The organism is Enterobacteriaceae endosymbiont of Donacia cincticornis, assembly GCF_012568845.1.
Taxonomy (GTDB): Bacteria; Pseudomonadota; Gammaproteobacteria; order Enterobacterales; family Enterobacteriaceae.
This window is the reverse complement of sequence record NZ_CP046194.1, coordinates 357,476-378,911: the sequence shown is the minus strand read 5'-3', so window position 1 is coordinate 378,911 and position 21,436 is coordinate 357,476. Positions and strand designations below refer to the sequence as shown.

The following is a 21,436-nucleotide window of genomic DNA, read 5'->3' as shown; positions in this document are numbered from 1 at the left end:
ATAAAGAAAATTAATTATGTTAATAAATAAATTAACTGATAATTATGAATATTTTATTTTATTTCAAATACTTGCTATTTTTATTAGTTGTATAATGATATTAATATCTTTTTTTTTAGGAGAACGTTCATCTAATTTAGATAAACAAACACCATTTGAATCAGGAGTAATTTCTTATGGAAATTCAAAAATAAAAATACATATTAAATTTTATTTAATAGCAATACTTTTTATTATTTTTGATATTGAATCCTTATATTTATATTTATGGTCTCTTTCTATAAAAAAAATAGAATTAGCAGGTTTTATTGAAGGAATTTTATTTATTTTAACTATTTTAGTTACTTTATTTTATTTATTTAAAACAAATATATTAAATTGGAAATTTAAAAATATTTAATAAAATTAAAATATTGAACGTATAATACAATATGAAATATATTCTTAATAAAAATAAAAATAAGAAAAAAAAATACCCCATACAAGAAGAAAAATATATTAGTACAGATCCTTTAAATGATCAAATTCATAAAAATATTTTTTTAGGTAATTTAAAAAAAATTACTCATCAAATTATTAATTGGGGCAGAAAAAATTCTTTATGGCCTTATAATTTTGGTTTGTCATGTTGTTATGTTGAAATGACAACATCATTTACATCAATTAATGATATTTCACGTTTTGGTTCAGAAGTTTTAAGAGCTTCTCCGAGACAAGCTGATTTTATAGTAATAGCAGGAACATGTTTTTTAAAAATGGCTCCTATAATACAAAAATTATATGATCAAATGTTAGAACCTAAATGGGTTATTTCTATGGGATCATGTGCTAATTCTGGAGGAATGTATGATGTATATTCAGTAGTACAAGGAGTAGATAAATTTTTACCTGTAGATATCTATATTCCAGGATGTCCCCCAAGACCAGAAGCATATATACAAGCATTATTATTATTACAAAAATCTATTAGTTATGAAAGACGTCCTTTATCTTGGATTATAGGAGATCAAGAAATTTATAAAGCTAAAATAAAATCACCTAATAAAAATTTTTATAATAAAAATTTTAAATTTAAATCACCTAAAAATATCTAATAATATATATAGGCATCTATTTATGAAAAATCTTTTTAACAAAATAGTTAATCAAATAGGAGATAAACATAATCAATCATTTTCTAAAAAAAAAATAGAACCCATAATAGATGAATTAAATAATAGATTTTCTTTTAAAGATTTTATTATACAAAATAGTTATAATAAAAAAATGCCATTAGTTATTTGGATTAGAGCTGATGATTTGATAAAATTTATAAACTTTTTTTCAAAAATTATTCATGATCCATATAATATGTTATATGATATGCATGGTGTAGATGAAAGATTACATTCAAATAAATTTTATCTAATGAAAAAAATAGATTTTTCTTTATTTTATCATTTAATTTCTATTAATAGAAATTCAGATATTATTATAAAAATTCCTTTTAAAAAAAAATCATTATATATTAATAGTATTACAAAAATTTTTAAAAATTCAAATTGGTACGAAAGAGAAATTTGGGAAATGTTTGGAATTAATTTTATTAATCATCCTTGTTTGTCACATATTTTATTACCAAAAAATTGGGATAATGGTTATCCTTTACGTAAGGATTTTCCCTCTAGAGCTACTGATTTAACACCATATATTTTAACAAAAAAAAAATATAAAATAGACATTGAAGCCACAAAATTTTCTCCAAAAGATTTTAATATGTTAGAAAAAAATAAATATGATGATTATATGTATCTTAATTTAGGACCTAATCATCCTTCTGTACATGGTGTATTTAGAATTATTTTACAATTATCAGGAGAAGAAATTATACAATGTATACCAGAAATTGGTTATCATCATAGAGGTGCAGAAAAAATAGCTGAAAGACAAACATGGCATACTTATATACCATATACAGATAGAATTGAATATTTAGGTGGTTGTATAAATGAAATGCCTTACATTTTAGCAATAGAAAAATTAGCTAATATTATTGTTACAGATAGAATTAAAGTAATTAGAATAATGTTATCAGAATTATTTCGCATTAATAGTCATTTATTATATTTATCAACTTTTATACAAGATGTAGGTGCAATGACTCCTATATTTTTAGCTTTTACAGATAGACAAAAAATATATGATATTATTGAAGCAATTACTGGTGCTAGAATGCATCCTGCTTGGTTTAGAATAGGAGGATTAGCACAAGATTTACCTCATGGATGGAATATTCTTGTAAAAAAATTATTAATATGGTTACCTAAAAGATTAATTCTGTATAAAAAAATAGCTTTACAAAATAGTATTTTAATATCCAGAACAAAAAATATAGCAGTTTATGATCAAAAAGAAGCAATATCTTGGGGAATAACTGGCGCAGGTTTGAGAGCTACTGGGTTAGATTTTGATGTAAGAAAATGGCGTCCTTATTCAGGATACGAAAATTTTGATTTTGATATTCCTGTTGGTAACAATATTAGTGATTGTTATTCTAGAGTATTATTAAAGTTAGAAGAAATTTGGCAAAGTTTACATATTATAAAACAATGTTTAAGTTATATGCCTACAGGAGAATATAAAGTTGATCATCCTTTAACAACACCACCACCAAGAAAAAAAATGTTAAATAACATAGAAAATTTAATTCATCATTTTATACAAGTATCATGGGGCCCATTAATACCTGCTAATGAATCATTCCAAATGATTGAAGCTACTAAAGGTATTAATAGTTATTACTTAATAAGTGATGGTAATACAAATAGTTATCGTACTAGAATAAGGACACCTAGTTTTCCTCATTTACAACAAATACCATCTGTTATTTGTGGTAGTTTAATATCTGATTTAATTGCTTATTTAGGTAGTATTGATTTTGTTATGTCGGATGTAGATCGTTAAAATAATATTATGAAAAAAAAAAATGATAATATAAGTTTATATTTAGATAAAAAAGATTGTAAAATCATTAATAAAATTATAAATAATTATGGGTGTAATAATGCGGCTATTATTGAAGTATTAATATTTTTTCAAAAAAAATATGGATGGATATCTGATAAAATCATTATGAATATTTCTAATATTTTAAATATACATCCTTCTGAAATTGATAGTATAGCAACATTTTATAGCCAAATTTTTCGTTCTCCAGTAGGTAAATATATTATTAAATATTGTGATAGTATTGTTTGTTATATAACAAAATATAAAAAAATTTTAAAACACATTGAACAAAAATTAAAAATTAAATCAGGAGAAACAACTCCTGATAAATTATTTACTTTAATACCTATATGTTGTTTAGGACATTGTGAAAATAGTCCTGTGATAATGATTAATGAAAAAATTTATACTTCATTATCTATTAATTATATAGATCAAATATTGGATAATTATATTAATGAAAATTACAAAACCCAACCCAGAAACACATCCCCTAACATGGCGTGTTAGTAAAAACAAAACATTATTTTTAAAACAATATATACAAAAAGATGGTTATAAAATTTTAAAAAATACTTTAATAAAAAATATACCACAAGATATAATTAATGTTGTAAAAAAATCAAAATTAAAAGGTAGAGGAGGTGCCGGATTTTATACTGGGTTAAAATGGAGTTTAATTCCTCAAAAAAAAAACGATAATGAAATTCGATATTTTTTATGTAATGCCGATGAAATGGAACCAGGAACATATAAAGATCGTTTTTTAATAGAACATATTCCACATCAATTAATAGAAGGAATAATTATAAGTGCTTTTGCAATACAAGCTAATAAAGGATATATTTTTTTAAGAGGAGAATACATAAAATGTATAAAAATTTTAAATATAGCCATAAAAGAAGCATATAATGCTAAATTTTTAGGAAGAAATATATTAAATAGTAATTTTAATTTTGATTTATATCTCCATACAGGGGCGGGAAGATATATATGTGGAGAAGAAACAGCTTTAATTAATTCTTTAGAAGGAAAACGTCCTAATCCTCGTTTTAAACCTCCATATCCTGCTACAATTGGTTTATGGGGAAAACCTACATGTGTAAATAATGTTGAAACTATTTTTAATATACCTAGTATAATAAAATATGGATTTAAGTGGTATCATAATATATCTAATAGTATATATGATAGTGGTACAAAAATGTTAGGTTTTTCAGGGAATGTTAAGAATCCTGGTTTATGGGAATTACCTTTAGGTACACCTGCTCGCATAGTTTTAGAACAATATGCAGGTGGGATGAAAAAAGGATTTTTTCTTAAAGCTTGGCAACCAGGGGGTGCTGGAACTAGTTTTTTAACAAAAAATCATTTAGATTTACCAATGGATTTTATGAATATTAGTAAAGCTGGTAGTAGATTAGGAACAGGTATTTCTCTTGCTATAGATACAAGTGTAAATATTATATCTATATTAAAAAATTTAGAAATATTTTTTGCTAGAGAATCTTGTGGATTTTGTACTCCTTGTAGAGAAGGTTTACCTTGGATTGTTAAAATATTAAATAAACTAGAAAAAAAAAAAGGATTAAAAAAAGATATTTATCTTCTTAAAGACGTAAGTAATCAGTTAATCAATGGGGGTTCTTTTTGTGCTCATGCTCCCAGTGCAATGGAACCTTTAAATAGTGCATTAAAATATTTTTTAAATGAGTTTGAAAATGGAATAATTAAAAAATTTTAATATCAAAATTTTATTTTGTATATTATAAATAATAAATTAAAAATATTTTTTATACTACTAAATTGTAGTAAGGAATATATATTATGATTAATATTAACATAGAAGGTCAATACTATAAAGTTAATAAACAAGATAATTTATTAAAAATATGTTTATCTTTAGGTTTTAATGTGCCATATTTTTGTTGGCATCCAATTTTAGGAAGTATAGGAGCTTGTCGTCAATGTGCGATAAAACAGTCTAATAATTTACAACAAAAAAATAAATTTATAATTATGTCCTGTATGTCTGCACCTATTAATAATTCATATATTACTATTAATGATGATGATTTAATTAATTTTCGTAAAAAAAATATTGAACTATTAATGTTAAATCATCCACATGATTGTCCTATTTGTGATGAGGGTGGTAATTGTCATTTACAAGATATGACAGTTATGGCAGGACATAATAATCGTAGATATGATTTCTCTAAAAGAGAATATAAAAATCAATATTTAGGTCCTTTTATCTCTCATACAATGAATCGTTGTATTACATGTTATCGTTGTGTAAGATTTTATAAAAATTATGCAGATGGAAAAGATTTTAATGTATTTGGATCTAAAAATAATATTTATTTTGGTAGATATTCAGACGGTAGATTACAAAATCCGTTTTCAGGAAATTTAATTGAAATATGTCCTACTGGAGTTTTTACTGATAAAATATATAATATAAATTATTCAAGAAAATGGGATTTACAATATTCTCCAAGTATTTGTCAAAATTGTTCATTAGGATGTAATATATTTATTGGAGAACGTTATGGAAAATTATCTAGTATACAAAATAGATTTCATGAAAAAATAAATCATTATTTTTTATGTGATAAAGGTTATTTTGGTTATGATTATACTTATTTAAAAAATAATCCTATTAAAATTATCCTTTTTAAAAATAAGAAAAAATTTTTTTATAATTATGATAAAATTATAAAAAATATTATTCATTTAATTTTAAATTCTAAAAATATTATTGGTATTGGCTCATCAAGAGCAAGTATAGAAAGTAATGTAATTTTAAAAAAATTAGTTGGAAAAAAAAATTTTTATTTAGGTATTTTAAGAAATGAAAAGAAACAAATCAATTATATTATTGATATAATACAAAATATGGATATATATTTTCCTACATTATCTGAAATTGAAAATTATGATACTATTTTAATAGTAGGAGAAGATTTAAGTAATACTAATCCTAGAGCTGCTTTAGCTGTTAGACAAGCTATAAAAAAATATTTTAATATTACAAAAACAAATAATAATTTAGATATTTCCTATTGGGAAACTGATGCAATTTTAAATATGAGAAATAAAAAACTGAATCCACTATTAATAGTGAGTCATAAGGAAACATTATTAGATGATATTTCTTTATTTAATTATTATGCATCTACTTTAGATCAATCTATATTTTGCTTTACATTGGCAGATTATATTAAAAATGATAATACTATTATAAATGATAAAAATTTAAAAAAAAAAATTATAAAAATAAAAAAAATATTATTAAATTCTAAAAAACCTTTAATTATTTCTGGCACAGGTTCTAATTCTTTATCATTAATTTCAGCATCTTATTCAATAGCAAAAGAATTATATAAAAAAAATCAAGATGTAGGATTATTTTATACATTAAATGAAGTAAATAGTATGGGAATTAGTTTAATTAAAGGAAAATCTTTAAATAGTTTATTTATAAATCAAAAATCTATTATTCATAATAATTCTAATATAGATACTATTTTAATAATGGAAAATGATTTATATATTTATGAAAATAAAAATATATTAAATAATTTTTTTAAAAAAATTCCTAACATTATCGTATTAGATCATATTTTAACTAGAACTATGAAAAAAGCAAATATAATATTACCAGTAACAAATTTTATGGAAAATAGTGGTACTGTTATTAATAATGAATGTAGAGCACAAAGATTTTTCCAAGTTTATGATCCTACTTTTTATAATAAAAAAAACGATAGAAAACCTAGTTGGAAATGGATATATAAAATATATGCAAAATTAAATAATTTAAATGAAAGTATTACTTTAGATGAAATTATAAAAAAATGTGAAAAATATATCCCAAGACTTAATGGTATTAGTTTAGCAGCACCCCCAGCCACTTATAAAGTATATAATAGAAAATTTGCAAGAACTCCAATTAGATATAGTGGAAGAACATCAATGTTTTCTCACATAAATGTACATGAACCTCAACAACCAAAAGATAAAGATACTATTTTTAGTTTTTCTATGGAAGGAAATTATGGTTCAAATATTAATTATAAACATATACCATTTTTGTGGGCTCCCGGATGGAATTCTTCACAAGCATTACATAAATTTCAAAAAGAAATTGGTGTTTCGTCTAAGTATGGTATTACAGGATTTAAAATTTGTCAAAAAAATAAGTATAAAGTACATATTAAAAGAATATATCATGTATGTAATAATATTAATAATAATCACAATCAATTAATAATTATTGCACATCAAAATTTATTTCAAAATAATAGTGTAATACAAAAATCCAATTTAATAAAAAAATATTTTAATAATTATTATATAATTTTTAATAAAAATGATGCTAAACAATTAGGAATTTTAAATAATGATTTAGTTCAAATATATTGTTTAAAAAACAAATTTATATTAAAAACACATATTTCAAATTTTTTAAATAAAGGTTTAGTAAGTCTTCCATTAGGTGTTAAAAATATTCCATTATCTTTTTTAGGTAAAATTATTGAAAAAATAAAGGTATTAAAATGATATTTTCTTCTTTATTTCATTCTATAAAATTATTTTATGTACTGCAAATATTATTTATATTATTATTATTATTAATAAGTAGTGCTTTTTTAAGTTTTATAGAAAGACGGATACTTGCTTTATTTCAAAATCGTTATGGTCCAAATAGAGTAGGATTTTTTGGATGTTTCCAATTATTAGCTGATATGATAAAAATTTTTTTTAAAGAAGATTGGAATCCACATTTTTCTAATAAATTATTATTTAATTTGGCTCCTATTTTAGCATTTAATACATTATTGTCTGTTTTCGCTACATTGCCTATTACTCCTTATATAATAATATCTAATTTAAATATTGGAATACTTTTTTTTTTAATGATGGCTAGTATTTCAGTATATTCTATCTTATTTGCAGGATTAGCAAGTAACAATAAATATGCTTTACTAGGAGTTATAAGAGGAGTAGCACAAATTATTAGTTATGAAGTATTTTTAGGATTATCATTAATGGGTATTGTGTGCCAAACAGGATCTTTTAATTTATTAGATATAATAAATTATCAATTTAATCATTATTGGAATATTATTCCTCAATTTTTTGCTTTTATCCCATTTTTAATTGCTTCTATAGCATTATGCCATAGACATCCTTTTGACCAACCAGAAACAGAACAAGAACTTGTTGATGGTTATCATATAGAATATTCTGGAATGAAGTTTGGACTATTTTTTATAGGGGAATATGTTAATATAACAGTATTATCTTCTTTAATTGTTATTTTATTTTTTGGTGGATGGTTAGGCCCATTTTTTACACCCATGTTATGGTTTTTAATTAAAACTATTTTATTTATAATATTATTTTTTTTAATCAGAGCATCATTACCTAGACCTCGTTATGATAAAGTAATATATTTTGGATGGTTTATATGTTTACCATTAACATTGATTAATCTTATAATTACTGCATGTTTAACAACATTTACATAATCTTTTAAAATTAAATAATGAATATTAAAAAATTTTTTATTAATATAATAAGTCAAATAAAAAGTATTTTTTTTGTTTTACTAAATTCTTTTAGTAAAAGAGAAACAATTATGTATCCAGAAAAAAAAGTTTATTTACCCCCAAGATATAGAGGAAGAATAATATTAACATCTGATTTAGATAATAATGAACGTTGTGTTGCTTGTAATCTTTGTGCAGTTGTTTGTCCAGTTAGTTGTATAACTTTAAAAAAATCTATAAATAAAAATGGACGATCATATGCAAAATTTTTTAGAATAAATTTTTCTAGATGTATTTTTTGTGGATTCTGTGAAGAAGCTTGTCCTACATCAGCTATACAATTAATTCCTGATTTTGAATTATGTGAATTTAATAGAAGAGATCTAGTATATGAAAAAAAAAATTTATTAATTAATAATCCAGGAAAAGATGTAAAATATAATTTTTATAATATTGCAGGAGTTAAAATAAAAAATAATAAAAAAAATAATATCAAACATTCAAGTATAGAAGTAGATATAAAAAATATTTTACCATAATTATGATTATTTAGAGGTATTTTATATGGAAATAATATTATATTTATTAGGATTTATATCAATAATTTTTACATTTTTAATTATTATTAGTGTTAATCCTATTTATACACTATTATATTTTTTAATCTCATTAATTTCAATATCATGTATATTTTTTTTATTAGGTAATTATTTTGCTGGAGCATTAGAAATTATTATATATGCTGGAGCTATTATTATATTATTTATATTTGTTTTAATGTTTTTAAATGATAAAAAAATTGAGTTAGAAGAAAAGTATTTTTTTATAAAAAAAAAATTATTTATAATTAACATTTTAATTATAAATTGTTTTTTTTTAATATTTATATTTTATATATTAAAAAATTTATATATACAAAAATTAATTATTCATAATTTTATTAATATCCAAAATATTGGTATAAATTTATTTACACAATATAAAATTATTGTAGAATTAATATCAATACTTTTATTATCTGGTGTAATTATTATTTTACACATAGGTAATAGAAAAAAATATTAAATATTTATTTATTTTTATATAATAAAGAAGAATATAAAATGATACCTTTATATCATATTTTAATATTTATTATAATAATATTTATTACTGGATTAATAGGAATATTAATTAGAAATAATATGTTATATATTTTAATTTGTACTGAATTAATGATTAATGCTTCTACCTTATCATGTGTAGTTTCTGGTAATTATTGGAAACAAACTGAAGGAGAAATTATGTATATTATATCTATTAGTATATCAGCTATAGAAACTTGTATAGGTTTAATTTTATTAATAAAATTATATTATTATAAAAATAATATTAATATTGATTCAATTAGTGAGATGAAGGGATGAAATTTCTTTTTTTAATTATCTTAATGCCATTAATTAGTTTTTTACTACTATCATTAATTTCTAATTATTTAAATAAAATTCAAATTTCAATTATTGGAGTTACTTTTATAGGTATAAGTGCAATATTAACATTAATAATAGGATATATTTTTTTAAAAAATAGATTATTTTTTTATAAACAATCTTTGTGGGAAATAGTAAATATTAATTCTTTACATATTAATTTTAGTTTGTATTTAGATATGTTATCTTTAATCATGTTGTTTATCACTACATGGGTAGGATTTTTTATTCACATATTTTCCATTTGGTATATGAAAAATGAAAAAGGATATTCTAGATTTTTTGCATATACTAATTTATTTATTGCTAATATGATATTACTTATTTTAGCTGATAATTTTATTTTGATGTTTTTTGGCTGGGAAGGAGTAGGAGTATGTTCTTATTTATTAATAGGTTTTTTTTATAAAAAATCATCAAATGGATTATCTGCTATAAAAACATTTTTAATAACTCGTTTTAGTGATATTTTTTTAATTATTGGAATATTTTTTATATTTAGAACCTTTAATACTCTTAATTTTACAGAAATATTTAATGTTTCTACATCATCTTCTATTTATTATAAGGCATTTTATTTAAAAATAATCTCTATAATGATTATTATAGGATCTTTAAGTAAATCAGTGCAATTTCCATTAAATACTTGGTTAATAGATGCGATGGTAGGGCCTACTCCTGTATCTGCTCTTATCCATGCTGCTACTATGGTTACTGCTGGTATTTATTTAATTCTACGTAATAATATTTTATTTTTAATGAATAACCATATTTTATTTTTATGCAGTATTATTGGTGCGATAACAATATTATTATCTGGTTATTCTGCTTTAATACAAAATAATATTAAACGTATTTTAGCATATTCTACAATGAGTCAAATTGGTTACATGTTTTTAGCATTAGGTATTAATTTATGGAAAGCTGCTTTATTTCATGTGATATCACATGCTTTTTTTAAAGCATTACTTTTCTTATGTGTTGCCTCTATTATTTTTTTATGTAAAAATGAACAAAATATATTAAAAATGGGAGGAATAAAAAAATATTTCCCATTTATATATTATATTTTTTTATTTGGTGCAATGTCTTTAATTTCGTTACCTTTTATTACTATGAGTGGTTTTACAAAAGAAAAAATATTATATGAAATTTTTATGAGTAAATATAATTTTTTACTTATTATTAGTTTTATAGGTAGTATTTTTACTTCTTTGTATACTTTTCGTATGATTTATAAAATTTTTTATGGTAAAAGTAATATTTTTTTTAATAAAATTACAAATAATGTATTTATACATAATATTCCATTAATAATATTAACAATATTATCTAGTTTTATTGGTATAATATTTTTACCAATAAAAAAAAAATTTTTACTTCCCAGTAAATTATTTATATTAAATAATAAAAATTATTTTTTTTTAGAAATAATATCTATATTAATTTTAATTAACAGTTATTTATTATACATTTTTTATGTAAAAAATAATTTTTTAATAAAAAAGATTATTAAAAAATATTATTATTTTAATTTTATAAATAATTTTTTTTTAAACGGTTATTATATAGATTTTTTTTATAAAAATTTAATTACAAATATTTTTAAAAAATTTTTATTATTAATAAAAAATGATCCTATTTCAAAAATAATAGATTATTTTTTTATAAAATTTTTAAAAAAAATAGGATATTTATTATTAACAAGTGAAAATGGATACATTCGTTGGTATATATTATCCATATATATAGGAACAATAATAATTTTAGTGTATTTAACAATATTTATTAATAATCAATATTATTTTACATAATAAATTTTTTTATATATTAAATAATAAAAATATAATTAGGAAATTTTATGTTATTACCCTGTTTTATATTAATTCCTTTTTTTGGTGGTTTAATTTGTTGGCAAAGTGAAAAAATAAATTCTAAATTTCCTCGTTGGATATCTTTAATTGCTATTAGTTTTATTTTTATAATATCAATTATTAAATTAATTACATATACATTTTTTTTTAAAAATCATATATTTTTTTTATATCCTACATGGATTTCAGAATTTATTTTAAATTGGATGCCTCAATTTGGAATACATTTTCATCTAGCTATAGATGGATTATCATTAATAATGATAAATTTAACTGGATTATTAGGTATAATGGCTGTATTATGTTCTTGGAATGAAATAAAAAAACTTCATGGTTTTTTCCATTTAAATCTATTATGGATTTTAAGTGGAGTTATTGGTGTATTTTTATCTGTAGATATGTTTTTGTTTTTTTTATTTTGGGAAATAATGTTACTACCTATGTATTTTTTAATATCTATATGGGGACATAAAGATATTAAAGGAAATAGTCGTATTAAAGCTGCAACTAAGTTTTTTATTTATACACAGACTAGTGGTTTATTAATGTTATGTGGAATTATTACTTTAGTTTTTTCTTATTATAAATCTACTGGTATATTAACTTTTGAATATGATGCTTTGTTAAATAGTCATTTAAATCTAAAAACAGAATTTTTTTTAATGTTATCTTTTTTTATTGCATTTGCAGTTAAAATGCCTATTATCCCATTTCACGGATGGTTACCTGATGCACATAGTCAAGCTCCTACTGCAGGATCTGTTGATTTAGCAGGTATTTTATTAAAGACAGCTGCTTATGGTTTATTAAGATTTACATTACCCTTATTTCCTGTATCATCTTTAAAATTTTCATTTACTGCAATAGTATTAGGAATGTTCGGTATTTTTTATGGATTATGGATGGCTTATACACAAAATGATATAAAAAAAATTATAGCATATACGTCTATATCTCATATGGGATATATTTTAATAGGAATTTATAGCTTTAATAAATTAGCTTATCAAGGTGTAATAATACAAATGGTATCACATGGTATTTCAGCTTCTGCACAATTTATTCTGTGTGGACAAATATATGAAAAATTAAAAACACGTAATATTAAACTAATGGGGGGGTTATGGGATAGTATAAATATACTACCAGGTTTATTTGTGTTCTTTGCTTTAGCTAGTATTGGTATACCTGGTACAGGAAATTTTATAGGGGAATTTTTAATTTTATTAGGTGTTTTTTATAAACATCCTATTTGTGCATGTATTTCTACTTTTAGTTTATTATTTTCTAGTATTTATTCATTAAATATGATACAAAAAATTTTTTATGGTTCTAAAACTAGAATAAATATTTTAGAAAAAAATATATTTTTAAGAGAAAAAATTATTTTATTCATATTATTAATTTTATTAATATTTTTAGGTTTCTATCCACAATTTATATTAAATATATCAAATAATACTATTAATAATCTATATAATAGAATTATATTGATTAATTATTAATTAAATCTATATATTATTTTTAATAAATTTTTTAAAAAAATAGAAAATTTTATGACTAAATCATTAATACCATTAATACCTTTAATTATTATTATAATATCATTAATATTTTTATTAATTAAAATAACAATAAAACGTGATAATATATCAAGTTTAATTATTACAATTATTGGATTTATATTTACAATAATATCTCTTTTTTATATACAAAATAATAATTTTTTTATAAATAATTTATTTTTACAAGATAAATATTCAATTTTTTATAAGATAATATTATTATTTAATAATATAATAGTATGTTTATTAGCTTATAAATGGTTATCTATTATTAGGTATAATAAAGATGAATTTTATTTATTAATTATAATTTCAACTATAGGAAGTTTAGTATTATTAGATTCAAATAATTTAATTTCAATGTTAGTTGGTATTGAATTAATATCTATACCTATTTTTGGTCTTATATTTTATAACTTAAAATTAAAATATGCATTAGAAGCTAGTATTAAATATACGATACTTTCTATGTTAGTTTCATCATTCCTAATATTAGGAATATCTTTTATTTATTTAGATAATGGTAGTTTACATTTTGTTAATCTACTAAATAGTGATATAATCCATAATTTTTTTTCTATAAATTATTTAACAATAATTGGTCTATTATTAATAATAATAAGTTTAGGCTTTAAATTATCAATAGTACCATTTCATTTATGGACTCCAGATGTTTATCAAGGATCACCAACTGTTGTTACATTATTTTTAACAACATTTAGTAAATTATCAATTTTTATATTTTTGTTTAAATTTTTAATTAATTTTGCATATATTAATTATATGCAATCTTTTATATTACAAATAATAATTTTATTATCAATATTATCAATATTATTTGGTAATATTATGGGTATGATTTCTAAAAATAATATTAAACGTTTATTAGCATATTCATCTATAGCTCATATGGGATATATGTTCGTAATACTGATTTATAATCAAAAATATGAAACACATATTTTTTCATTAGAAATTATGATTATATATATTATCGGATATTTAATAAATAATTTAGGTATTTTAGGAGTAATGAGTATATTTGCTAGTTTAAATATTGATGAAATAAATATAGATAAATTATATTATTATCGTGGTTTATTCTGGTATGATCCTATTTTAACTTTTATTTTAACAATAATGTTATTATCTTTAGCTGGTGTTCCTATTACTATAGGTTTTATTTCAAAATTCTATTTAATAGCTTTGTGTATAAAAATGAAAATGTGGTATTTAACCTATATAATTATATTTGGTAGTTCTATGGGAATATATTATTATTTAAATATAATTATTAGTTTGTATTTAAAACCATCTAAAATGAATAAAAATTTTTATCTTTTTAAAATAAAAAATAATCATTATTATTTTTTTATAAAAAATTTATTATTATTATTTGCAATACTAACAATTATATTAGGATTATATCCTGAATTTTTAATAAAGTTAATTATAAATTAAAATTTATAAAATATAATTATTTAAAATATTTAAATTTTATCTTTATGAATTTGAATAGAAAAAAGATTATTATTAATAATAAAAAAATAAATAAAAAATATTGAATAATTTTAGTAATATCTTTTATCCATGTAGAAATAATTTCACCAAAAAAATATCCAGAAATAGTAAAAAAAAAAGTCCAAATAAAAGCTCCAATAATATTGGATAAAAAAAATTTTACATTAGAAATTTTAGTAATACCCATTGTTATGGGACTTATTAATCTAAATCCATAAATAAATCTTGTTATAATGATAAAAAAATAGGGATATTTTTTAAATAAAAAACGATATTTTTGAATTTTTAAATTATAATTTTTTAAAATAAATAAAAAATTTTTACTGTATTTTTTGCCTATATAAAATAGTATTTGGTTACTTAAGATAGAACCTATTATAGTAATAATTATAATATTATTTAAATTTAAAATTTTTTTATGAGCTAACATACCAGCAATAATAATAAATGTTTCCCATTCAATTAAAGAACTAAATAATACTATTAAGTAACCATATTTATACATTATTTTAGTTAAATTTATATCAAACATATTAATATCATATTTTAAAATGGTTAATATATATATTTTATTTTGGTGAGAAGGGGATTCGAACCCCTGATATGTTTCCATATACATACTTTCCAGGCATGCACCTTAAACCACTCGGTCATCTCACCATAATTAATTAATAATTATTGTAAAAATATCAATAATATATTATTGTATTATATACTATGTTAAAGAAAAAAAAATTAAAATTTAATTTTTTATTTTATGATTATGAAACTTTTGGTTTAAATCCTAAAAAAGATAGAATTGCTCAATTTGCTTGTATACGTACTGATATTAATTTTAATATTATTCATAAACCTACGGTACTTTACTGTAAAATACCTAACGATTATTTACCTGATCCTCAATCAATAATAATACATAATATAGATCCGTATCTGGTAAATTCAAAAGGATTACAAGAAAATAAATTTGCTAATCTTATTAATAGTATATTTTTATACCCAAATACTTGTATTATTGGATATAATAATCTTTATTTTGATGATGAATTTAGTAAATTTTTATTTTATCGAAATTTTTATGATCCATATAGTTGGTTTTGGAAAAATAATAATAGTAGATGGGATATATTAACTTTAGTTAGAGCATGTTATGTATTAAGACCTAATGGAATTGTTTGGCCTAAAATTAATAATATTCCTATTTTTAATCTTGAAAAAATTGCAAAATTAAATAATCTTATACCATACAAAGTTCATGATGCATTATCTGATGTATATACCACAATAGCTATTACAAAATTAATTAAAAATAAACAACCGCTATTATATAAATATTTTTTTAAAAATAGAAATAAACAAAAATTAATAAAAATTATAGATTTATCAAGAATTCAAATTTTAATTCATATTAGTAATATTTATAAAAATAAAAATAACAATATAAATTGTGTAACTCCATTATTTTGGTATGAACAAAATAAAAATATATTAGTTACTTTTAATTTAAAAAAAGATATAAATTATTTTTTACAAATTTTTAAAAAGAAAAATCAATTATACTCAAAATATATCTATTCATACATACAACTTATTAATTTTAATAAAATACCATTATTATTACCATTTTATTTTTTAAAACAAATTGATATTAATCGTTTAAAATTTGATAAAATTTTTTATATAAAAAATTTTATTTTATTACAAAATAATTTTTTAAAAATAAAAAATATTATCAAATTTTTTCTAATTAATAATATCGTAAAAAACGATGATAAAACTAATATTTATAATGTTGATGAACAATTATATAACAATTTTTTTTCTGATGAAGATTTATTAAAATTTAAACAAATACAAGATGAAAAATTTTTTTTTTTAAAAAAATTATTTTTTAAAGATCAAAGAGCTAATGTTTTATTTTTTAAATATAAAGCAAGAAATTTTCCTATAAAATTAAATATAATTGAACAAAAAAAATGGGATGTATATAAAAAAAATATATTTAATCAAAATTTTCTTAAAAAATATATTTTTCAAATAAAAAAACTTTTAAAAAAAAAATTTTGTAATAAAAAAAAATTAACTTTAAAAAAGTTACTGAAATATGTTAAAAATAATTTTAGTATCAAAATATATTAAATATTATTAAAATAATAAATGTTTTAATTTTAAATATTTAGTATTTAAATATTTAAAATTATAAATATTATAATTTATAATTAATGGTATTCTATCTATAATATTTATTCCATATTTTTTTAAAATTCTAATTTTGTATGGATTATTTGTTAATAGTTTAATATTTTTAATACCTAAAATTTTTAATATATTAATACAAGAAAAAAAATCTCTCTCATCTGCCCGAAATCCTAATTTATAATTAGCTTCTACAGTATCTAATCCTTTATCTTGTAAATTATAAGCTTTAATTTTATTTAAAATTCCAATATTTCTTCCTTCTTGTCTATGATAGATTAATATTCCACATGTTTCTTTAGCAATTCTATCCAAAGATAATTTTAATTGTAAACCACAATCACAGCGTAAACTGTAAAATACATCTCCAGTTAAACATTCTGAATGTATTCTTGTTAAAATAATTGAATTTTTATTTATATTTTTTAAACCTTTTACTAAAGCAATATGATTATTACCTGTATTTTTTTCTTTAAAACCTATAATAATAAATTTACCCCATTTTGTAGGTAATTTTGCTCTAGATATTTCTTTTATATTCATAAATATTTTCCTTTTTTTTTAAAAATTAAATTTTATAAAAAATAAATATCTATTTAAATTTTTTAATAAAAAATAATATTAAATCTTTTTTTCTAAAAGAAAATAATTTATTATATTGAATTTTTTATTAAAATAATTTATCTATATAATAAACTATTATTTTTAGGAATTATATGAATTTATTAAAATCATTAACGACAGTTAGTATAATCACATTATTTTCTCGATTATTAGGCTTTATAAGAGATAGTCTCATCGCAAAAGTTTTTGGTGCTGGTATTTATAGTGATTCTTTTTTTATAGCATTTAAATTACCTAATTTATTAAGACGTATATTTGCAGAAGGAGCTTTTTCTCAAGCTTTTACTCCTATATTAGCCGAATATAAAAATAAAAAAAGTAATAAAGAAACAAAAAATTTTATTGCTTCTACATTAGGTATATTAATTATTATACTTTCTATAATATTAACATTAGGTATAATATTTTCTTCTTTTATTATTTCTATTATCGCACCAGGTTTTATAAATACAGATTTTAAATTAAAACTTACATCAAAAATTTTAAAAATGACTTTTCCATATATTTTATTAGTATCATTATCATCATTAGCAAGCTCTATTTTAAATATTTGGAAAAATTTTTTTGTACCAGCTGTAACACCGATTTTATTAAATGTAAGTATGATATTATTAATTATTATATTTCCTAATCTTTTAGAACCATCAATATTAATTTTAGCTTGGGCTGTATTAATTGGTGGATTATCACAAATTTTTTATCAATTAATTTATTTAAAAAAAATAAATATGTTAATTTTACCAAGTTTTAAAAATTTTGATAAAGGAGTAATAAGAGTTTTAAAAAAAATGTGCACTGCAATTATTGGTGTCACAATAACACAGATATCTTTATTAATTAATTCTGCTTTTTCTTCTTTTTTAATTACAGGATCAATTACTTGGATTTATTATTCTGATCGTCTTATGGAATTACCTGTCGGTATGTTTGGAATAGCATTAACAATAGTATTATTACCTGCTTTAACTGATGCTTATAATCAAAATAAAGAACATGAATATAACCAATTAATGGATATAGGTTTACGTTTATGTTTTTTATTAATAGTACCTAGTTCATTAATTTTAGGATTTTTATCAAAATTATTATTAATTTCATTCTTTCAATATGGAGCATTTACTTATTTTGATGTTTTAATGACTCAAATGAATATTATTATATATTCTGTAGGAATATTATTCCTAATTATTTCTAAAGTTTTAGCAATAGGATTTTTTGCAAGACAAGATGTAAAAACACCTGTCCAAATTAACATATTTGTTTTAATTATTACTCAGTTTATAAGTCCTATATTTATCTTTTTTTTACATCATATAGGATTTCCTATATCAATAGATATAGCTGCTTTTTTAAATGTAATTTTATTGTATAATACATTAATTAAAAGAAATTTATATAAACCAGAAAAGGGTTGGTTATATTTTTTATTACGTATTCTGATAGTTACAGTAATTTTAAGTATTATCTTATTATTAATTGTTAATAAATTACCTGAAAAGTGGTTAATTTTATCTTCATTTAAAATACGTATTTTTTGTTTATTAAGTATTTGTTTTCTAATTTTTATTTTATATATTTTAATATTATTTTTATTAGGTTTCCGTGTTAAAGATTTTTCTTTAAAAAATATAATTAAATAATTATATTTTTATAGACTATAAATAATAATTTAAATACTATATTGATATATATTTTTTATATTAATTTAAGTAATTATATTATTCTTTTTTTTAAAAGAAAAAATTCTTTATTTTTAATTTTTAAAATTAAAATAAATAAATAATATTTATAGGTTTTTTGTATGAAAAAAAAAAAAGATTTAATACATTTAATATGTGCAAAAAATAATTATAAAGGTTTATATATAACACAAACAGCATCATTACAAATAAATAAAATAATTAAAAAAAATAATAGTAAAGGAATAAAATTATTTTTAAAAAAATCTGGTTGTTTTGGATTAAAATATAACATTTTATTATTAGATAAATTATTAAATAATGAAATTATTTTTCAAAAAAATAAAATATGTATATCTGTTAATAATGAAGATCTTATTTTTATAGATGGTACTATTATTGATTTTATAAAAGATAATTTTTATCAATCTTTTCAATTTTACAATAATAAAATTAAACAATTTTGTGGATGTAAAAAAAGTTTTACTTTTAAATAAAAAAAGAATAAATAAAATGAATATTAATTCTAAATATTTTAAAAAAAAAAATTTATATAAAGAAGGATTTTTTACCAAATTAAAAAATAAAAAATTTATTCCAGGTATTAATATGGATATTATATATAAAATTTCTAAAATTCGTAATGAACCACCATGGATGTTACAATTTAGATTAAAAGGATATAATTCTTGGCTAAAAAAAACAGAACCTCATTGGTTAAATGGACATTTTAAAAAATTAAATTATCAAAAATATATTTATTATTCAGCTCCTTCATATAATATACTAAATAATAATATTAAAAATAAATATTTTACATCTGAAATTAAAAATACTTTTCATAAATTAAAATTACCTATTAAAAATAATTCAAATATAGCAATTGATGCTATTTTTGATTCTGTTTCAGTTATTACAACTAACCAGAAACAACTTTTAAATAAAGGAATAATTTTTTGTTCATTAAATTATGCTATTAAACATTATCCTAAATTAGTTCAAAAATACTTAGGGTTTGTAGTACCTGCCGACGATAATTTTTTTGCATCATTAAATGCAGCTGTTATTTCAGATGGTACATTTATTTATATTCCAAAAAATACAAAATGTCCTATAGATTTATCTACTTATTTTAGAATTAATCAAAAAAATATTGGTCAATTTGAACGTACTATTTTAGTAGCAGATGAAAATAGTTATGTAAATTATATAGAAGGTTGCTCTGCACCGATTAGAAATAATTCTCAATTACATGCTGCTGTAGTTGAAGTAATCCTATATAAAAATGCACAAGTAAATTATTCAACCGTACAAAATTGGTTTTCGGGTAATGAAAATAATAAAGGAGGTATTCTAAATTTTGTAACTAAAAGAGCGATATGTTATGGAGAAAATAGTAAAATGTCTTGGACACAATCAGAAACTGGTGCAGCTATTACTTGGAAATATCCGAGTGTTATTTTAAAAGGAAAAAATTCAGTAGGAGAATTTTTTTCTGTTTCATTAACTAATGGTAATCAACAAGCTGATACTGGTACTAAAATGATACATATAGGTAAACATACAAAGTCGACAATCATTTCTAAAAGTATTTCTACAGAAAAAAGTAAAAATACTTATCGTGGGTTAGTTTATATTGATAAAGATGCTGAAAATTCTCGTAATTTTACTCAATGTGATTCAATTTTAATCGGATCTAAGTGTAGTACACATACATATCCTAATTTAAAAATATTAAATAATACTGCACAAGTTGAACATGAAGCTTCTACTTCTAAAATAGAAGAAAATCAAATTTTTTTTTGTTTACAAAGAGGATTAAATAAAGAAGATGCTATATCTCTTATTATTAATGGTTTTTGTAGAGATATTTTTATAAAATTTCCTTTAGAATTTGCAGTTGAAGCACAAAAATTATTATCTATTCATTTAGATGATAGTATAGGATAAAATAAGATA

At 20.0% G+C, this 21,436-nt stretch carries 19 protein-coding genes and 1 tRNA gene; 17 read left to right on the top strand and 3 right to left on the bottom strand.

Annotation, left to right across the window (positions count from 1 at the left end; genetic code table 11):
* Window positions 1-16 precede the first annotated feature (16 nt).
* The 13 genes from ndhC to GJT99_RS01820 all read left to right on the top strand — a co-directional run bounded on the left by ndhC (window position 17) and on the right by GJT99_RS01820 (window position 14,918).
* Window positions 17-400, top strand: a complete 384-nt coding sequence (gene ndhC / locus GJT99_RS01880; RefSeq protein ID WP_168894017.1) for an NADH-quinone oxidoreductase subunit A — start codon at window positions 17-19, stop codon at window positions 398-400.
* Window positions 401-431: 31 nt separating this feature from the next.
* Complete coding sequence (locus GJT99_RS01875) at window positions 432-1,094, top strand: NuoB/complex I 20 kDa subunit family protein (RefSeq protein WP_168894016.1); 663 nt, start codon at window positions 432-434, stop codon at window positions 1,092-1,094.
* Between the two features lie 22 nt (window positions 1,095-1,116).
* Window positions 1,117-2,943 (top strand): NADH-quinone oxidoreductase subunit C/D, encoded by a 1,827-nt coding sequence (gene nuoC / locus GJT99_RS01870; RefSeq protein ID WP_168894015.1) that lies wholly within the window; start codon window positions 1,117-1,119, stop codon window positions 2,941-2,943.
* 9 nt (window positions 2,944-2,952) lie between these two features.
* Window positions 2,953-3,498 (top strand): NADH-quinone oxidoreductase subunit NuoE, encoded by a 546-nt coding sequence (gene nuoE, locus GJT99_RS01865; protein ID WP_168894014.1) that lies wholly within the window; start codon window positions 2,953-2,955, stop codon window positions 3,496-3,498.
* Window positions 3,446-4,732, top strand: coding sequence for an NADH-quinone oxidoreductase subunit NuoF (gene nuoF, locus GJT99_RS01860; RefSeq protein WP_168894013.1), 1,287 nt, complete (start codon window positions 3,446-3,448; stop codon window positions 4,730-4,732). Before nuoE ends, nuoF begins: the two co-directional genes overlap by 53 nt.
* Window positions 4,733-4,815: 83 nt before the next feature.
* A complete protein-coding gene (gene nuoG / locus GJT99_RS01855; protein ID WP_168894012.1) occupies window positions 4,816-7,557 on the top strand; it encodes an NADH-quinone oxidoreductase subunit NuoG in 2,742 nt (913 codons plus the stop codon).
* Entirely contained in the window at window positions 7,554-8,528 is a 975-nt protein-coding gene (gene nuoH / locus GJT99_RS01850) for an NADH-quinone oxidoreductase subunit NuoH (protein ID WP_168894011.1), read from the top strand. Before nuoG ends, nuoH begins: the two co-directional genes overlap by 4 nt.
* Before the next feature lie 17 nt (window positions 8,529-8,545).
* Window positions 8,546-9,088 (top strand): NADH-quinone oxidoreductase subunit NuoI, encoded by a 543-nt coding sequence (gene nuoI / locus GJT99_RS01845; RefSeq protein WP_168894010.1) that lies wholly within the window; start codon window positions 8,546-8,548, stop codon window positions 9,086-9,088.
* 25 nt (window positions 9,089-9,113) lie between these two features.
* Window positions 9,114-9,614: an NADH-quinone oxidoreductase subunit J family protein gene (locus tag GJT99_RS01840; RefSeq protein ID WP_168894009.1), complete on the top strand. Its 501-nt coding sequence runs from the start codon at window positions 9,114-9,116 to the stop codon at window positions 9,612-9,614.
* Between the two features lie 38 nt (window positions 9,615-9,652).
* Window positions 9,653-9,955, top strand: coding sequence for an NADH-quinone oxidoreductase subunit NuoK (nuoK, locus tag GJT99_RS01835; protein ID WP_168894008.1), 303 nt, complete (start codon window positions 9,653-9,655; stop codon window positions 9,953-9,955).
* Window positions 9,952-11,832 carry an NADH-quinone oxidoreductase subunit L gene (nuoL, locus tag GJT99_RS01830; RefSeq protein ID WP_168894007.1) on the top strand — a complete coding sequence of 627 codons (1,881 nt, stop codon included), beginning with the start codon at window positions 9,952-9,954 and terminating at the stop codon, window positions 11,830-11,832. The genes nuoK and nuoL overlap by 4 nt, the downstream gene beginning before the upstream one ends.
* Before the next feature lie 47 nt (window positions 11,833-11,879).
* Complete coding sequence (gene nuoM, locus GJT99_RS01825) at window positions 11,880-13,397, top strand: NADH-quinone oxidoreductase subunit M (RefSeq protein WP_168894006.1); 1,518 nt, start codon at window positions 11,880-11,882, stop codon at window positions 13,395-13,397.
* 51 nt (window positions 13,398-13,448) lie between these two features.
* Window positions 13,449-14,918, top strand: a complete 1,470-nt coding sequence (locus tag GJT99_RS01820) for an NADH-quinone oxidoreductase subunit N (RefSeq protein WP_168894005.1) — start codon at window positions 13,449-13,451, stop codon at window positions 14,916-14,918.
* Between the two features lie 16 nt (window positions 14,919-14,934).
* On the opposite strand, the gene GJT99_RS01815 is transcribed toward GJT99_RS01820, so the two are convergent.
* Window positions 14,935-15,591, bottom strand: coding sequence for a DedA family protein (locus tag GJT99_RS01815; protein ID WP_168894004.1), 657 nt, complete (start codon window positions 15,589-15,591; stop codon window positions 14,935-14,937).
* Window positions 15,554-15,638, bottom strand: a tRNA-Ser gene (locus GJT99_RS01810). Before GJT99_RS01810 ends, GJT99_RS01815 begins: the two co-directional genes overlap by 38 nt.
* 57 nt (window positions 15,639-15,695) lie before the next feature.
* On the opposite strand from GJT99_RS01810, the gene sbcB reads away from it, so the two are divergent.
* On the top strand, window positions 15,696-17,117 hold the full coding sequence (gene sbcB, locus GJT99_RS01805; RefSeq protein ID WP_168894003.1) for an exodeoxyribonuclease I: 1,422 nt from the start codon (window positions 15,696-15,698) through the stop codon (window positions 17,115-17,117).
* 6 nt (window positions 17,118-17,123) lie between these two features.
* Here the strand turns inward: sbcB and ribA are convergent, their stop codons facing one another.
* Window positions 17,124-17,717, bottom strand: a complete 594-nt coding sequence (gene ribA, locus GJT99_RS01800; protein WP_168894002.1) for a GTP cyclohydrolase II — start codon at window positions 17,715-17,717, stop codon at window positions 17,124-17,126.
* Window positions 17,718-17,890: 173 nt separating this feature from the next.
* Between ribA and murJ the strand changes: the two genes are divergently transcribed.
* From murJ to sufB, 3 genes are all read left to right on the top strand, one after another.
* Window positions 17,891-19,438 carry a murein biosynthesis integral membrane protein MurJ gene (gene murJ / locus GJT99_RS01795; protein ID WP_168894001.1) on the top strand — a complete coding sequence of 516 codons (1,548 nt, stop codon included), beginning with the start codon at window positions 17,891-17,893 and terminating at the stop codon, window positions 19,436-19,438.
* 161 nt (window positions 19,439-19,599) lie between these two features.
* Entirely contained in the window at window positions 19,600-19,974 is a 375-nt protein-coding gene (locus GJT99_RS01790) for a HesB/IscA family protein (RefSeq protein WP_168894000.1), read from the top strand.
* A gap of 16 nt (window positions 19,975-19,990) precedes the next feature.
* Entirely contained in the window at window positions 19,991-21,427 is a 1,437-nt protein-coding gene (sufB, locus tag GJT99_RS01785) for a Fe-S cluster assembly protein SufB (RefSeq protein WP_168893999.1), read from the top strand.
* Window positions 21,428-21,436: the final 9 nt, after the last annotated feature.

Excerpts from the sequence above, each read along its gene's own strand:
- GJT99_RS01815 (WP_168894004.1), bottom strand. The coding sequence starts at position 15,591 with ATGGAAACATATCAGGGGTTCGAATCCCCTTCTCACCAAAATAAAATA.
- GJT99_RS01840 (WP_168894009.1), top strand. The coding sequence starts at position 9,114 with ATGGAAATAATATTATATTTATTAGGATTTATATCAATAATTTTTACA.
- GJT99_RS01875 (WP_168894016.1), top strand. The coding sequence starts at position 432 with ATGAAATATATTCTTAATAAAAATAAAAATAAGAAAAAAAAATACCCC.
- nuoI (WP_168894010.1), top strand. The coding sequence starts at position 8,546 with ATGAATATTAAAAAATTTTTTATTAATATAATAAGTCAAATAAAAAGT.
- nuoG (WP_168894012.1), top strand. The coding sequence starts at position 4,816 with ATGATTAATATTAACATAGAAGGTCAATACTATAAAGTTAATAAACAA.
- ndhC (WP_168894017.1), top strand. The coding sequence starts at position 17 with ATGTTAATAAATAAATTAACTGATAATTATGAATATTTTATTTTATTT.
- GJT99_RS01790 (WP_168894000.1), top strand. The coding sequence starts at position 19,600 with ATGAAAAAAAAAAAAGATTTAATACATTTAATATGTGCAAAAAATAAT.
- nuoC (WP_168894015.1), top strand. The coding sequence starts at position 1,117 with ATGAAAAATCTTTTTAACAAAATAGTTAATCAAATAGGAGATAAACAT.
- GJT99_RS01820 (WP_168894005.1), top strand. The coding sequence starts at position 13,449 with ATGACTAAATCATTAATACCATTAATACCTTTAATTATTATTATAATA.
- nuoE (WP_168894014.1), top strand. The coding sequence starts at position 2,953 with ATGAAAAAAAAAAATGATAATATAAGTTTATATTTAGATAAAAAAGAT.
- nuoK (WP_168894008.1), top strand. The coding sequence starts at position 9,653 with ATGATACCTTTATATCATATTTTAATATTTATTATAATAATATTTATT.
- murJ (WP_168894001.1), top strand. The coding sequence starts at position 17,891 with ATGAATTTATTAAAATCATTAACGACAGTTAGTATAATCACATTATTT.
- nuoH (WP_168894011.1), top strand. The coding sequence starts at position 7,554 with ATGATATTTTCTTCTTTATTTCATTCTATAAAATTATTTTATGTACTG.
- ribA (WP_168894002.1), bottom strand. The coding sequence starts at position 17,717 with ATGAATATAAAAGAAATATCTAGAGCAAAATTACCTACAAAATGGGGT.
- nuoL (WP_168894007.1), top strand. The coding sequence starts at position 9,952 with ATGAAATTTCTTTTTTTAATTATCTTAATGCCATTAATTAGTTTTTTA.
- sbcB (WP_168894003.1), top strand. The coding sequence starts at position 15,696 with ATGTTAAAGAAAAAAAAATTAAAATTTAATTTTTTATTTTATGATTAT.
- nuoM (WP_168894006.1), top strand. The coding sequence starts at position 11,880 with ATGTTATTACCCTGTTTTATATTAATTCCTTTTTTTGGTGGTTTAATT.
- sufB (WP_168893999.1), top strand. The coding sequence starts at position 19,991 with ATGAATATTAATTCTAAATATTTTAAAAAAAAAAATTTATATAAAGAA.
- nuoF (WP_168894013.1), top strand. The coding sequence starts at position 3,446 with ATGAAAATTACAAAACCCAACCCAGAAACACATCCCCTAACATGGCGT.